Source organism: Streptomyces sp. NPDC002328, from assembly GCF_042890065.1.
In the GTDB taxonomy this organism is placed as follows: Bacteria; Actinomycetota; Actinomycetes; order Streptomycetales; family Streptomycetaceae; genus Streptomyces.
In genome coordinates this window covers 361,510-374,811 of sequence record NZ_JBIARQ010000005.1, presented here as the reverse complement: position 1 = coordinate 374,811, position 13,302 = coordinate 361,510, and the positions used below count along the sequence as shown (strand labels likewise).

Genomic DNA, 13,302 nt, shown 5'->3' with positions numbered 1-13,302 from the left:
CAATTTCACGGGAAATTGCGCGCAAGTCCGAGGAGAGTGCAGTGTCGTCAGTGTCGAACGGAGTACGGGCGAGCGAGCTGGGCGTCCGCTGGGTCAAGAGCAGTCACAGCAATGCCGAGGGCAACTGCGTCGAGGTGGCGGCCTTGGAAGGAGGAGGCGTCGCGATGCGCAACTCCCGTGACCCGGAGGGGCCCGCGCTGATCTACACGCCGGCCGAGGTGGCCGCGTTCCTCGCCGGAGCCAAGGACGGGGAGTTCGACCACCTGCTGTAGGGCCGCCTGTCACGGTGGGGCGATGCGCGCGGGCTCAATTCCCGTGCTGCGTGCGGTCGGAGGCCTTCGGATGCGATACTGCCATCTGTCGTCTGCCGGTCCACGGGGAGTCAGGATGTCTCTCGAGTCGCCTCGCGTCTCCCGCCTCGAACCGTATCTGAACCGGGCCGAGCCCGCCCCGACCTTGCTGAAAATGCTGGTCGGCGTGCAGTTGGCGGGCATACGCGAGGACGCGGGTCTGTCCCAGGAACAGGCCGCGCGCAAACTCGGCTTCAGTCCGGCGAAGTTGTCGCGGATCGAGGCGGGCAAGGGGCGTCGTCCGCCCGCGGAGGCCGACGTCCTCGCCCTGCTCAAGCTGTACTCGTGCGACGAGTACGAGGGCTCCGTGCTGCTCCAGTTGCTGCGGCGCGCCGGGGAGCCGGGCTGGTGGCAGCGCTACGACAAGCGGCTGATGCCCGAGTGGTTCGACCGGCTCGTCGGACTCCAGGAGGCGGCGACGGCGATCCGTACCTTCGAACTCCAGTACGTCCCGGGCCTGTTGCAGATCCCCGCGTACACGCGCGCCGTCGTGGAGCGCGGGCTGCCCATGGCGTCCGCCCGGGAGGTCGAGCGCCGGGTGGAGCTGCGGACCCGGCGCACCGAGCTGCTGGCGCGGCCCGACGCACCGCAGGTGTGGGCGATCCTCGACGAGTCGGTGCTGCTGCGCGTCCTCGGCAGCCGCGAGGTGATGCGCGAGCAGCTCGCCCACCTCGCCAGGATGGCCCGGCTGCCCCATGTGACCGTCCAGGTCGTGCCGTTGGACGTCACCCACGCCTCCGCTCCGGCCCTTCCCGTCACCTACCTGCGGTTCGGCGGCTCCGATCTGCCCGACGTCGTGTATCTCGAACAGATCAGGAGCGCCACGTTCCTGGAGGACCGGGACGAGACGGAGGAGTACCGGGTCTCGCTGGACCGGCTGGCCGACGAGGCCCTCGACCCCCGTCAGTCCCTGGAGCGCCTGACGCAGACGATGGAGCAGCGGTACCCCACCGACTGACCGCCGGCCCGCGCAAGTCCCGGCGGAATCAACCCAGTCTGCCGACTCCGCCGAACTCGATCCACTCCTGCGTGAGTTGGCGTGGTGCCACCTCTGTGTCGGGACGCCAGGTGGAGACCTCCACCAGTCCCGGGTCGAGGACCTCCAGGCCGTCGAAGAACGCGGCGACGTCCTTCTCCTCGCGCACCCGGCCCCAATGCCCCTGCGTGGCCTGGTCCATGAAGTTCGTGACGAAGTCCCGGACCTCGGGGTCGCCGCTCACCAGCTGACACATCACCAGATAGCTGCCGGGCGCGAGGCGTTCGGTCACCCGGCGGACCACCTCCTGCGGGCCGTCGGTCTCGCGTCCGGGATGCAGTGGAACACCGAGTTGAACAGCACGGCGACCGGCTGGGAGAAGTCGATCAGGCGCTCGGTGTCGGGGTGCGTGAAGATCGCCTCGGTCTCGCGCATGTCGGCGTGGATGACGGTGGTGCGCTCGTCCTGCTCCAGCAGGGCCCGGCCGTGCACGAGCACCATCGGGTCGTTGTCCACGTAGACGACGCGCGCGGCCGGGTCCACGCGCTGCGCGACCTGGTGGACGTTGTCCTGCGTCGGCAGGCCGGAGCCGTGGTCGAGGAACTGCCGGATGCCGTACTCCTGCGCCAGGGTGCGCACCACCCGCTGGAGGAAGCGGCGGTTGTTCAGCGCGAGGGCGCGGGTGCTGGGGACGACCTTGTCGAGCTCCTCGCAGGCGGCGCGGTCGGCCGCGTAGTTGTCCTTGCCGCCCAGGTAGTGGTCGTACATGCGCGCCGCGGTGGGCACCGAGGCGTCGATCGACGTGGACAGCTGCTTGCCAGGCTGCATCTCTTCCCCCAGATCCGAGCCGTGCCGCGGTCCGGCGCGGTCGACAACACATCCTAGGGAAGCGGCAATTGGGGGTGCCACCCCTTGATCGACGGTTCCCCTGAAGGCGGGACGCGGGTTTCCTCGTGCGACGAGGGTCTGGACTGAGTGTCCAGAAGCTGGATGTGTGGTCTAATCGAAGGTGAGGGGGTCGCCGCCCGATCGCGGGCAGGCCCCGGACCGACGTGGGAGGTGGGAGGCCGGATGACGGACGAGGAGCCCCGGCGGGTGCCGCAAGAGGCCGAGCGGAAGCGCGGCGCGGGCGAGGCCGAGCGGGACGCGATCCTGCGGGCGCTGACCCCCGTCGTCGACGGCATCGCGGCGACCTTCGGACCCGTCTGCGAGGTCGTGCTGCACGACTACCGGCGGCCGGAGAGCTCCGTCGTCGCCGTCGCCGGGACGGTGACCGGGCGGACGGTGGGCGGGGCGATGAGCGAGATCGGCATGCGCGTCCTCGCCCGCGGCGACGAGGCGGCCGACGAGCTCAACTACGTCACCCGCACCGGCTCCGGCCGACTCCTCAAGTCCTCGACGATGGTGCTCCGCGACTCCGCGGGCGCCGTGTTCGGGGCCCTCTGCGTCAACGTGGACGTCACCGAGGTCGGTCGGGTGCAGAGCCTGCTCGCCGCGCTCTCCGGGACCGGCGCACCGTCCGCCGACACGCCCGTGACGACCTTCGGCGACGACATCGACTCCGTCGTCGACGCCCTGCTCGACGCGCATCTGGCGCGCCAGGGCCAGACGTGGGCCGGCCTCGACCGGGCCGCCCGCCTCGACCTCTTCCGCGGACTGGACGAGCGCGGGGTGTTCGCCGTGCGGCGGGCCGTCGAGCAGATCGCCGCCCGCCTCGGCATCTCCCGCGCCTCCGCCTACAACTATCTGTCCCAGGCGAGGGCGACCGCCGCGCCCGACAGCCATGACACCCCCGAGGGAGCCGCCCCGTGACGACCACGCCCGCGCCGACCACCCCGCCGATCACCCTCGACGACGTCCGCGACGCCGCCGCCCGGATCGAGGGCGTCGCCCACCGCACTCCGGTGCTCCGCTCCCGGACCCTCGACGCCCTCGTCGGCGCGGAGGTTCTGCTGAAGTGCGAGAACTTCCAGCGCGTGGGCGCCTTCAAGTTCCGCGGCGCCTACAACGCGGCCTCCCGTCTGAGCCCCGAGCAGCTCGCCCGCGGCATCGCCGCCTACTCCTCGGGCAACCACGCCCAGGCCGTCGCCCTGGCCGCACGGGAACTCGGGACGACCGCCGTGATCGTCATGCCCGAGGACGCCCCGCCCTCCAAGCGGGCGGCGACGGAGGGCTACGGCGCCGAGATCGTGACGTACGACCGCTACGAGGGCGACCGCGTCGCCATCGCCGAGGCCCTCGCCGCCGAGCGCGGACTCGCCCTGATCCCGCCCTACGAGCACCCGCACGTGATGGCGGGACAGGGCACCGCCGCTCTCGAACTGCTCGAAGAGGTCGGGGAGTTGGGGGCGCTGGTCGCTCCCGTCGGCGGCGGCGGGCTGATCGCGGGCAGCGCCACGGCCGCCAAGGCGCTGTACGGGAACATCCGTGTCGTCGGCGTCGAGCCGGAGGCCGGCGACGACACCAAGCGGTCGCTGGAGGCGGGCCGGCGCGTGAGCGTGCCGGTGCCGCGCACCATCGCCGACGGACAGGCCCTGCACACGCCCGGCGAACTGACCTTCTCGGTCAACCGTCGCCTCGTCGACGCGATCGCCCTGGTCTCCGACGACGAGATCCGCGCCGCGATGCGGTTCGCCTTCGAGCGGCTGAAGATCGTGGTGGAGCCGAGCGGCGCGACCCCGCTGGCGGCCCTGCTGTCCGGCCGGGTCGGCGAACTGCCGCGCCGGGTCGGTGTGATCGTCTCCGGCGGCAACGTCGACGCGGAGCGGTTCGCCCGGCTCTGCGGCACGGGCGACGACGTCTGAGGCCCGTCGCTTCCCGGATGGCGGCGCTCAGGACGCGGGCGGACGATGGAAGGGTGAGGACCGGCCCCCATCGGTGACGTCCAGGGCCGCCGGGGGACCGGCCCCGGCCGCGGGGTGTGCGCGGCCGGAAGGGAGGAGCGTCATGCTGGAAGTGAAGACGCTCGACAAGCCGGACGAGCGGCGCGATTTCCCGCGCGGGCACCTCGAAGCCGTCCATATGACGGGCCTCGACTTCGCCGTGGCGACCTTCGAGCCCGGCTGGCGCTGGACGGAGTCCGTGGGGCCGCTCGCGGGGACCGACAGCTGCCAGGTCCACCACAACGGGTACGTCGTCCAGGGACGGATGCACATCCGCATGGACGACGGCGGCGAGAGCGAACTGGACGCGGGCGACGTGTTCGTGTGCCCGCCCGGCCACGACGCCTGGGTGGTCGGCGACGAGCAGGTCGTCGTGTACGACTTCGCGGGCCAGATGGCCACGGAGTACGCGAAGGCCAAGGACGATTGACCGGACTGCGTCGAGTCGGCCCCGGGCCCCTTCCCGGTCGCCCGGGGTCAGCGCGCGCACCGTCTTCCCCGCGGTAGCGGTCACCCCCTGACCGCTTTCCCTGGCACCGTTGCCCTTCTCCACTGAAATGAGACGAAGGGAAACGGCGTCATCGTGACCGTTCTCGACAGCCGAGCGCTCAACCGTGCCGCGCTCGCCCGGCAGTTGCTGCTCGACCGCTCCGACATGACGGTCCTGGAGGCCGTCGCGCACCTCGGCGGTCTTCAGGCGCAGGAGCCGCAAGAACCGTTCCACGGACTCTGGTCGCGGCTGCGCGCGTTCGACCCGGCGACGCTCTCGGAGCTGCTGACCGGACGGCAGGTGGTCCGCACCCACCTGATGCGCCGCACCGTCCACCTCGTCACCGCCGACGACGCCCTGGCCTGGCGGTCCCGTCACGACGCCATGCTGCGCCAGAAGGTCCTCGGGGTCTACCGCCGCGAACTCGACGGCGTGGACCTCGACGAGCTCGCGGCGGCCGGCCGGGCCGCGATGGCCGACGGCGAGCCCCGCACCCTGGCCGAGCTGGCGCGGGCGGTGGCCGGGCGCTGGCCGGCGGTGCCGCCACGCGTCCTGGGCGAGATGCTGGTCACCGCCCTCGTCCCCACGGTGCAGCTGCCGCCGCGCGGGCTGTGGCGGGCCAGGGCCGGTGTGCGCAATGCCCGGCTTTCGTCCTGGCTGGGCCGCGAGGTCGCCCCGCCGTCCACGGACGGCTCCGATCCCGTCGGCCAGGCGCTGGTACGGCGCTACCTCGCCGCGTTCGGCCCCGCCGCCTCGGCCGACCTGCGCGCCTGGTGCGGCCTGGCCGGACTGCCGGCCGCGGTCGCCGCGCTGCGCGGGGAGCTGGTCGCCTTCCGCGACGAACGCGGCCGGGAACTCCTTGACCTGCCCGACGCGCCGCGCCCCGACCCCGGCACGCCCGCCCCCGTGCGGTTCCTGCCGGCGTTCGACAACGCGATCCTCGGCTACCACGACCGCGGTCGGATCATCGACGACGCCCATCGCGGCCTGTCGGTCGCCGGTGCGCGCGTCGTCCTGGTCGACGGCAGGGTGGCCGCGACCTGGGACGTCGCGGCGGCCACCGTCACCGTCACGCCGCTGCGTCGGTTCTCCCGGGCCGACCGGGACGCCGTGGCGGAGGAGGGGGAGGCGCTCGCGGCCTTCCTCTCCGGCTCCGACGGCGAGAGCCACCGCGTCCGGATCGCCGACGGCCCGGCGGCCACACCGTGAAGCCTGCCCCCGCCCCCGCCCCCCGCCCCCGGCACCTCGGCCGTCGCCGCCCGCAGGAATTGCACGGCCCGCTCGGCGGCGGGACGCTGAAGAAGTCGGCCCTGCGGCGTTCCAGGACGACGTCCGCTCACCCGGGGGCAGGGGCCGAAGCCGGGGGCAAGAGATCCGCGCCTCCCCGAGGAGACCACCATGGACAGTGCGGCCTTGGACGCGATGAAGACGTCTCTGCGCGGGCCCGTCGTCGGCCCGCAGGATCCGGAGTACACCCGGACCCGCCAGGTGTACAACGCGATGATCGACAAGCGTCCCGCCGCGTTCGTCCGGTGCGCGGACGCTGCGGACGTGATGGCGGCGGTCGACCACGTCCGGGACAACGGCCTGGAACTCGCCGTACGCGGCGGCGGGCACAGCGGGCCCGGACTGTGCCTCGTGGAGGACGGCGTCACCGTCGACCTGTCGCCGATGCGCTGGGTGCGCGTCGACCCCACCGCGCGCACCGCCCAGGTGGGCGGCGGCAGCCAGCTCGGCGATCTCGACCACGCCACGCACGGCTTCGGACTGGCGACGCCCACCGGCATCGTGTCGATGACGGGCGTCGGAGGCCTGACGCTCGGCGGCGGCCACGGGTATCTCACCCGCAAGTACGGCCTGACGGTGGACAATGTGATCGCCGCGGACGTCGTCCTCGCCGACGGCAGCTTCGTCACCGCCGACGAGACCCATCACCCCGATCTTTTCTGGGCGTTGCGCGGCGGCGGCGGCAACTTCGGCATCGTGACGGCCTTCACCTACCGTCTGCACCCGGTGGACACCGTGGGCGTCGGCATCACGGCGTGGCCGGTCGACCACACCCGCGAAGTGCTCGGCTGGTACCGGGACTTCCTCCCGCAGGCCCCCGACGACGTGTACGGCTTCTTCACGCTGTTCACGATCCCGCCCGGCCCGCCGTTCCCCGAGGACCTGCACGGGCACAAGGTGTGCGGCGTCGTGTGGTGTCACACCGGCGACCCGGACCGCACCGAGGACGTCCTCGCCGTCGTGAACGAACCCGGGCGGCCCGCCTTCCACTTCACCGCGCCGATGCCCTACCCCGCGCTCCAGGGCATGTTCGACGATCTGATCCCCACCGGCTACCAGTGGTACTGGCGCGGCGACTTCTTCGACCGCATCCCGGACGCGGCCGTGGACGTGCACCTCAAGTACGGCGAGAACCTGCCCACCCCGCTCTCCCTGATGCACCTCTACCCGGTCGACGCCGCCGCCCACCGGGTGGCCCCGGAGGACACCGCGTGGAGCTACCGGGACGCCGTCTGGTCCGGCGTCTTCGCCGGCGTGGACCCCGACCCGGCGAACGCGGAGGCCGTCCGGCAGTGGTGCGTCGACTACTGGGAGGAGACGCACCCCTACTCCATGGGCGGCTCGTACGTGAACTTCATGGGGCAGGACGAACGGCAGGACCGCGTCCGCGCCACCTACCGCGACCACTACGACCGGCTCGCCCAGGTCAAGCGGACCTACGACCCGGGCAACCTCTTCCACGCCAACCAGAACATCGAGCCCGCGCCCGCCTAGCCGCCGCGAGCGCCGGGCGCTGTCAGTGCCCCCGGGTACGGTCTGATCATGGGCGTATACCTGGTGAGCATCGATGAGCGTGAGTGGTTCGGCGAGGAAGAGGGCGGACACGCGGACGTCGCCTCGGCTCTGAACGAGGAGCTGGGGCGGCGCGGACTGCCGCCGTACGCGAGCGTGCGCGGACCTGGGGCCGGCGCCCCGGCGGCCGGCGGCTGGTTCGAGGAGAAGGTCTCTCCCTCCATGCAGGGCTTCGAAGCCTGGTGCCGGACGCATCTGACCGAGGCCGAGCGGGACACCCTGTACGGCTGGACCGTTCTCGTGCCGCTCTCCCTGGAGGAGCGCGTCCAACTGCCCTTCGGCTCGGGGTACTGGGACGAGACGGTGATCGCCGGCGCCCCCCAGGTCCTCGCGCCCGCCGAGCGGCTGGCCGCGGCCGTCGGCCTTCCCGTCGACCTGATACCGGCGACGGGCGGCAACCTCGAACTGACCTTCTGGTTCTCCGAGGGCGGCGCGAGCAAGGCCGCCGAGTCCCGGCCGGGCCCGTGGAGCGAGGACCTCGACGCGGCCTTCTACACGGCGGTGTACCTGCGCGCCGCCCAGTACTCACTGCACCACGGCTGCCCGATGGTGTACTCCTGACCGCCGTCCCGCGACGCCGTCCCCCGCGACGCCCCCCGCGACCGCGACGAGGACCGGTGGATGCCTCACCGGAAGGCGGCCGCATGGCGCAGGGCCCAGTCCGCGAAGGCACGGGGCGCGCGTCCCAGCACCCGTTCGACATCGGGGCTGATCCGCCGCTCGTCCGGCGTCGGCTCGCCGAGGATCGCCAGGGTGGTCTCGACGACGGGTTCGGGCATGAACGCCAGCATCTGCGCGCGCGCCTCCTCCCGGCTCTGCTCGACGAACCGCACCGGTTCACCGAGCGCCGCCGCGATCGCCTCGGCGCGCTCCCTGGGCGTCGTCAGGTCGGGGCCGGTCAACTCGTAGACACGACCGGAGTGTTCGCCCTCCCTCAGTGCGACGGCGGCGACCTCCGCGATGTCGGCCGGATCGACGGTGGGCAGGCCCACGTCCCCGAAGGGGGCGGCCACGGTGCGGTGGGCGCGGACCGGCTCCGCCCAGGCGAGGGCGTTGGAGTGGAAGCCGCCCGGCCGCAGGATCGTCCAGTCCATCCCCGCTTGAGTGACGGCATCCTCCAGGACGCCCGCCAGTCTCCCGTGCGACTCCGACTCCGGCCTGGTCGACACCCCCTGGGACGACAGCAGCACGACCCGGCCCACCCCGCCGGCCTTGGCGGCGTCGAGAAGGTCCCGCCCACGGAGCAGGGGCAGGCTCGCCCCGCCGTTCTGGAGGAACAGCGCGTCGGCGCCGTCGAGGACGGGCCCCAGGCTCTCCGCGTCGGTGAGATCCGCGCGCATCCACCGTACGCCGGTGGGCACTTGGGCGTCGGAGACGTTCCGTGAAGTGGCGGTCACCTGCTCCCCGGCGTCCACCAGGACCCGCACCAGTTCACGGCCGACGTTCCCGGTCGCCCCTGTCACCACGATCATGAGTAACTCCCTTTCGGAGGTGGCTCGTTGATGTTGCAGGGGACGCTAACACCGGCGATATGGTAGGTACCCAGAGGAAAGTGACTTCCCTGAAGGGACGCACATGGCCGGCAGGACGACGACCTCGTCGAGCGCCACGAGTGCCGCGAGCGCCATGAGCCCGGCGACCGCCTCGACCGACCCCGCACTCGCCTGCCCCATCGCCCCGGTGGTGGACATCGTGTTCAGCCGCTGGACGACGCCGATCCTCTGGACGCTCCACACCCACGGCCGCCAGCGCTTCGTCGAGCTGGAGCGCCGGATCGCCCATGTCACCCCCAAGGTGCTCACCCAGCGCCTCAGGCAGCTCGAACGCGACGGCCTCGTCGTGCGCACCTACCACCCGGAGGTGCCCCCGCGTGTCGAGTACGAGATCAGCGAACTCGGCCTCAGCCTCGCCCCGCTCTTCGCGCACCTCGCCGAGTGGGCCACCGGCCGTCTGCCCGAGGTGGAACGGGCCCGCCAGGACTACGACAGTCGTTAGGAGCTCCGGCGGGCCGTGTGGCCGGGCCGGTCGCGGGGAACCCGAGGCCCATGGACGAGCAGGCGGACATCCACGGGTCGTACTGGCTCCACACCGTGCCCCCCGGCGAGCCGGCGCCCCCTCCCGAGGGGCCGCTCACCGTCGACGCGGCCGTGGTCGGCGGCGGGATCGCGGGTCTGTGCACGGCGTGGGAGCTGGCCCGGCGGGGCCGCTCGGTGGCCGTCCTGGAGGCGCACCGGATCGCGGCCGGCGTCACCGGCCACACCACGGCCAAGCTGAGCGCCCAGCACACCCTCGTCTACGACCACCTGCGCCGCACCCGCGGCCCGGAAGGCGCCCGGCTCTACGCCCGCTCGCAGACGGACGCCATCCGGCACGCGGCGCGGACCGCCGAGGAACTGGGCGTCGACTGCGACTGGGAGGACACGGCCGCCTACACCTACGTAGAGGACCCGGCCCGCACCGACCCGCTGAAGGCCGAGGCGGAGGCCGCCCGGGAGGCGGGGCTGCCCGCCGAGTACGTGACCGAGACGGACCTGCCGTTCCCCGTCGCGGGCGCGGTCCGCGTCGCCGACCAGGCCCAGTTCCACCCCCGCAAGTACCTCCTGGCGCTCGCCGACGACATCCGGCGGCTCGGCGGCGTCATCCACGAGAACAGCCGCGTCACCGGCTTCGACGAGGGCGACCCCTGCCGGCTGACCGTCGAGTCGGCGGCGGGCGCCACCGAGGTCACCGCCCGTTCCGTGGTGGTCGCCACCCACTACCCCGTCTTCGACCGGGCCCTGCTGTTCACCCGGCTCTCCCCGCGCCGCGAACTGGTGCTGGCCGCGCCGGTCGACGCCGCCCGCGCCCCGCTCGGCATGTACATCACCCAGGAGCACCGCACCCGCTCGGTGCGCACGGCGCCCTTGGAGGACGGCCGCCGTCTGCTCGTCGTCACCGGCGAGCACTTCACCCCGGGCGCCGGCGGTGACGTCGAGGAGCGCTTCGAGCGGCTCGCCGCCTGGGCGACCGACCGCTTCGGCGAGCTGACCTTCACCCACCGCTGGGCCACCCAGGACAACGACTCCACCGACTCCGTCCCGCTCGTCGGCCCGCTCCACCCCGGCAGCAAGCATGCCTACGTCGCCACCGGCTTCGGCGGCTGGGGCCTGAGCACCGGGATCATGGCCGGCCGTCTGCTGACCGAGCGGATCACCGGCCGTGACTGCGCCTGGAGCGACCTGTACGACCCCCGCCGGATCGCCTCCGTCGTCCGCGAGGGCGCCGCCTTCCTCAAGCACCAGGCCGACGTGGCCCGCCACTTCGTGGGCGACCGGCTGCCCTCGGCGAGCGGCCCCGAGGTGGACGGGATCGCCCCCGGCGACGGCGCGATCGTCCGTGTCTCGGGGGAGCGGTGCGCCGTCCACCGCGACGAGGCCGGACAACTGCACGCTGTGTCCGCGCGCTGCACCCACCTGGGCTGCCTGGTGGCGTTCAACCGTGCCGAGAAGGCGTGGGAGTGCCCCTGCCACGGCTCCCGCTTCGACTTCGAGGGGCAGGTCCTCCAGGGGCCGGCCCAACAGCCCCTGGAGCGACGCGACTTGTGAGCGCCGCGGGGCAACGGACGGTCAGGTCGGTCAGTCGACCAGGACCACTTCCAGGGTGCGCGGCCCGTGCACCCCTTCCACCCGGTCGAGTTCGATGTCGCTGGTTGCCGACGGGCCCGAGATCCATGTCAACGGGCGTGCCGGATCGAGGCGTTCGAGGGCCTGGGGGACGGAGGAGACGACCTGGTCGGGGACGCGGACCACGCAGATGTGGTGGTCGGGGACGAGGGTGATCCGGCGGCGGCCCTGGTCGGGAGAGCCGTCCAGCACGATCGTGCCGGTCTCGGCGACGGCCACCGCGCACGCCGTCACCACGCTGTCGACCCGGTCCAGTTCGTGCGCGGTGCTCTCGGGCCGGTCCGAGATCCGCTCGACGTCGGCCGCCGCGAGCCACTCGGGCCGCAGGCCCGGCGGCGTCAGCACCGTCCGCGCGCCCCGCGCCGCCAGCATCCCGGCGAGCGTCGCCGCGAACTCGTCCGCCGTGCAACGGTGCACGATCGCACGGTAGTCGGCCAGGTTCTCGGCCAGCAGGTCGACCGTCCCCGCGACGCTCAAGTCCCCGTGCACCCGCGCGTAGTCCCGCTCCACGGCCCGCTCGTACGGGGTGTCGTCCGGCCCCACGTCCGCCAGCGCCCGCCGCACCCGGCCCAGGATCCGTTCCCTGTCGCTCACTGCGCGTCTCCTTCGCCGCCCCGGGTCCGCTGCCACCAGTCGCGGAACGGCTCGGCGGGCACCGCCGGCAGCTCCCGCGAAGCGCTCCACGCCCTGCCGGGTCCCGGCAGGGTGCGGGGGTGCAGCCGGCGGGTCCGGGACGCCAGCCGCTGCCCGGCGCGCAGGGCCCCGGGACGGGCGAACGCCCAGCGGGCCGCCCGCATCGCCGCCCGCTCTCCGGCGTGGCCCTTGGCGGGCTTCAGCACCACCCGGTTGCCCTCCCGGGTCACCGGGCCGCCCTCGACGACCCGTTCCCGCAGATGCACCAGCACCTCCGGGATGTCGATGGCGACCGGGCACACCTCGTAGCAGGCCCCGCACAGCGACGACGCGTACGGCAGCGAGGCGTCGATCTCGCTCTGCGTGCCCCGGAGTTGGGGGCTCAGGATGGCGCCGATCGGGCCCGGGTAGACCGAGCCGTAGGCGTGCCCGCCGGCCCGCTCGTACACCGGGCACACGTTCAGGCAGGCCGAGCAGCGGATGCAGCGCAGGGCCTGCCGTCCGACCTCGTCGGCGAGGGTGTCGGTGCGGCCGTTGTCCAGCAGGACCAGGTGGAAGGCCTTCGGGCCGTCGCCGTCGGCGGTGCCGGTCCACATGGACGTGTACGGGTTCATGCGCTCGGCGGTGGAGGAGCGGGGCAGGGTCTGGAGGAACACCTCCAGGTCCCGCCAGGTCGGCAGCACCTTCTCGATGCCGACCACGGAGATCAGCGTCTCGGGCAGGGTGAGGCACATCCGCCCGTTGCCCTCCGATTCGACGACGACCAGCGTGCCGGTCTCGGCGACCATGAAGTTGGCCCCGGAGATCCCGACCTTGGCCCGCAGGAACTTCTCCCGCAGGTGGAGCCGGGCCGCCTCGGCGAGTTCGGCGGGCGTGTCGGTCAGGCCCTCGGGGGCGGGGCGGCCCCACTCGCCCATCTCCGCGCGGAAGATGTCCCGGATCTCCCGGCGGTTGCGGTGGATCGCCGGGACGAGGATGTGCGAGGGGCGGTCCTTGCCCAACTGCACGATCAGCTCGGCGAGATCGGTCTCGTAGGCGCGGATGCCCTCCGCTTCGAGCGCCTCGTTGAGCCCGATCTCCTGCGTGGCCATGGACTTGACCTTGACGACCTCCGACTCGCCGGTCTCCTTGACGAGTTCGGTGACGATCCGATTGGCCTCGTCGGCGTCCGCCGCCCAGTGCACGACGCCGCCCGCAGCGGTGACGGCCTCCTCCAACTGCACCAGGTAGCGGTCGAGATGGCGGAGCGTGTGGTCCTTGATCCGCTTGCCCGCCTCGCGCAGCGCCGCCCAGTCGGACACCTCCGTCACGGCCTTCGCCCGTTTGGCGCGGATGGTGTGCGTGGCGTGCCGCAGATTGCCGCGCAGGGTCTGGTTGTCCACGGCCTCGCGCGCGGCCTCGGGGAAGGCCGGCATCCCCACGAACGTGCCGCTCACGCGCCCGCCTCCCG

At 72.8% G+C, this 13,302-nt stretch carries 13 protein-coding genes and 1 pseudogene; 10 read left to right on the top strand and 4 right to left on the bottom strand.

Annotated elements, in window-relative coordinates; all coding sequences use genetic code 11:
- The first annotated feature begins 41 nt into the window (after positions 1–41).
- Together ACFYX4_RS16665 and ACFYX4_RS16660 are read left to right on the top strand one after the other, a co-directional pair.
- On the top strand, positions 42–272 hold the full coding sequence (locus tag ACFYX4_RS16665) for a DUF397 domain-containing protein (protein ID WP_389332650.1): 231 nt from the start codon (positions 42–44) through the stop codon (positions 270–272).
- A 115-nt stretch (positions 273–387) separates the two neighbouring features.
- Positions 388–1,308 carry a helix-turn-helix domain-containing protein gene (locus tag ACFYX4_RS16660; RefSeq protein WP_389332647.1) on the top strand — a complete coding sequence of 307 codons (921 nt, stop codon included), beginning with the start codon at positions 388–390 and terminating at the stop codon, positions 1,306–1,308.
- Between the two features lie 28 nt (positions 1,309–1,336).
- Here ACFYX4_RS16660 and ACFYX4_RS16655 read toward each other — a convergent pair.
- Positions 1,337–2,154, bottom strand: a pseudogene (locus tag ACFYX4_RS16655) (SAM-dependent methyltransferase).
- Between the two features lie 243 nt (positions 2,155–2,397).
- Here ACFYX4_RS16655 and ACFYX4_RS16650 point away from each other — a divergent pair.
- The 6 genes from ACFYX4_RS16650 to ACFYX4_RS16625 all read left to right on the top strand — a co-directional run bounded on the left by ACFYX4_RS16650 (position 2,398) and on the right by ACFYX4_RS16625 (position 8,118).
- The gene (locus tag ACFYX4_RS16650; protein WP_389332644.1) at positions 2,398–3,138 is read left to right on the top strand and encodes a transcriptional regulator; all 741 of its coding nucleotides are present in this window, start codon (positions 2,398–2,400) and stop codon (positions 3,136–3,138) included.
- Positions 3,135–4,130, top strand: coding sequence for a threo-3-hydroxy-L-aspartate ammonia-lyase (locus tag ACFYX4_RS16645; protein WP_389332641.1), 996 nt, complete (start codon positions 3,135–3,137; stop codon positions 4,128–4,130). The genes ACFYX4_RS16650 and ACFYX4_RS16645 overlap by 4 nt, the downstream gene beginning before the upstream one ends.
- Before the next feature lie 142 nt (positions 4,131–4,272).
- Positions 4,273–4,638 (top strand): cupin domain-containing protein, encoded by a 366-nt coding sequence (locus ACFYX4_RS16640; RefSeq protein ID WP_389332639.1) that lies wholly within the window; start codon positions 4,273–4,275, stop codon positions 4,636–4,638.
- Positions 4,639–4,791: 153 nt separating this feature from the next.
- Entirely contained in the window at positions 4,792–5,907 is a 1,116-nt protein-coding gene (locus ACFYX4_RS16635; RefSeq protein WP_389332636.1) for a winged helix DNA-binding domain-containing protein, read from the top strand.
- A gap of 189 nt (positions 5,908–6,096) precedes the next feature.
- A complete protein-coding gene (locus ACFYX4_RS16630) occupies positions 6,097–7,479 on the top strand; it encodes an FAD-binding oxidoreductase (protein ID WP_389332633.1) in 1,383 nt (460 codons plus the stop codon).
- A gap of 48 nt (positions 7,480–7,527) precedes the next feature.
- Positions 7,528–8,118, top strand: coding sequence for a hypothetical protein (locus ACFYX4_RS16625; protein ID WP_389332630.1), 591 nt, complete (start codon positions 7,528–7,530; stop codon positions 8,116–8,118).
- A 65-nt stretch (positions 8,119–8,183) separates the two neighbouring features.
- On the opposite strand, the gene ACFYX4_RS16620 is transcribed toward ACFYX4_RS16625, so the two are convergent.
- Positions 8,184–9,029 carry an SDR family oxidoreductase gene (locus ACFYX4_RS16620; protein WP_389332627.1) on the bottom strand — a complete coding sequence of 282 codons (846 nt, stop codon included), beginning with the start codon at positions 9,027–9,029 and terminating at the stop codon, positions 8,184–8,186.
- 154 nt (positions 9,030–9,183) lie between these two features.
- Between ACFYX4_RS16620 and ACFYX4_RS16615 the strand changes: the two genes are divergently transcribed.
- Both ACFYX4_RS16615 and ACFYX4_RS16610 read left to right on the top strand, forming a co-directional pair.
- A complete protein-coding gene (locus ACFYX4_RS16615; protein ID WP_389333028.1) occupies positions 9,184–9,552 on the top strand; it encodes a winged helix-turn-helix transcriptional regulator in 369 nt (122 codons plus the stop codon).
- Positions 9,553–9,602: 50 nt separating this feature from the next.
- On the top strand, positions 9,603–11,141 hold the full coding sequence (locus tag ACFYX4_RS16610; RefSeq protein ID WP_389332624.1) for an FAD-dependent oxidoreductase: 1,539 nt from the start codon (positions 9,603–9,605) through the stop codon (positions 11,139–11,141).
- Positions 11,142–11,171: 30 nt separating this feature from the next.
- On the opposite strand, the gene ACFYX4_RS16605 is transcribed toward ACFYX4_RS16610, so the two are convergent.
- Both ACFYX4_RS16605 and ACFYX4_RS16600 read right to left on the bottom strand, forming a co-directional pair.
- Complete coding sequence (locus ACFYX4_RS16605) at positions 11,172–11,813, bottom strand: lactate utilization protein C (protein ID WP_389332621.1); 642 nt, start codon at positions 11,811–11,813, stop codon at positions 11,172–11,174.
- Entirely contained in the window at positions 11,810–13,288 is a 1,479-nt protein-coding gene (locus ACFYX4_RS16600) for a LutB/LldF family L-lactate oxidation iron-sulfur protein (RefSeq protein ID WP_389332618.1), read from the bottom strand. The genes ACFYX4_RS16605 and ACFYX4_RS16600 overlap by 4 nt, the downstream gene beginning before the upstream one ends.
- Between the last annotated feature and the right edge of the window lie 14 nt (positions 13,289–13,302).

Coding starts and splice junctions, on each gene's coding strand:
- ACFYX4_RS16625 (WP_389332630.1), top strand. CDS start 7,528: ATGGGCGTATACCTGGTGAGCATCGATGAGCGTGAGTGGTTCGGCGAG.
- ACFYX4_RS16640 (WP_389332639.1), top strand. CDS start 4,273: ATGCTGGAAGTGAAGACGCTCGACAAGCCGGACGAGCGGCGCGATTTC.
- ACFYX4_RS16620 (WP_389332627.1), bottom strand. CDS start 9,029: ATGATCGTGGTGACAGGGGCGACCGGGAACGTCGGCCGTGAACTGGTG.
- ACFYX4_RS16630 (WP_389332633.1), top strand. CDS start 6,097: ATGGACAGTGCGGCCTTGGACGCGATGAAGACGTCTCTGCGCGGGCCC.
- ACFYX4_RS16650 (WP_389332644.1), top strand. CDS start 2,398: ATGACGGACGAGGAGCCCCGGCGGGTGCCGCAAGAGGCCGAGCGGAAG.
- ACFYX4_RS16660 (WP_389332647.1), top strand. CDS start 388: ATGTCTCTCGAGTCGCCTCGCGTCTCCCGCCTCGAACCGTATCTGAAC.
- ACFYX4_RS16615 (WP_389333028.1), top strand. CDS start 9,184: ATGAGCCCGGCGACCGCCTCGACCGACCCCGCACTCGCCTGCCCCATC.
- ACFYX4_RS16610 (WP_389332624.1), top strand. CDS start 9,603: ATGGACGAGCAGGCGGACATCCACGGGTCGTACTGGCTCCACACCGTG.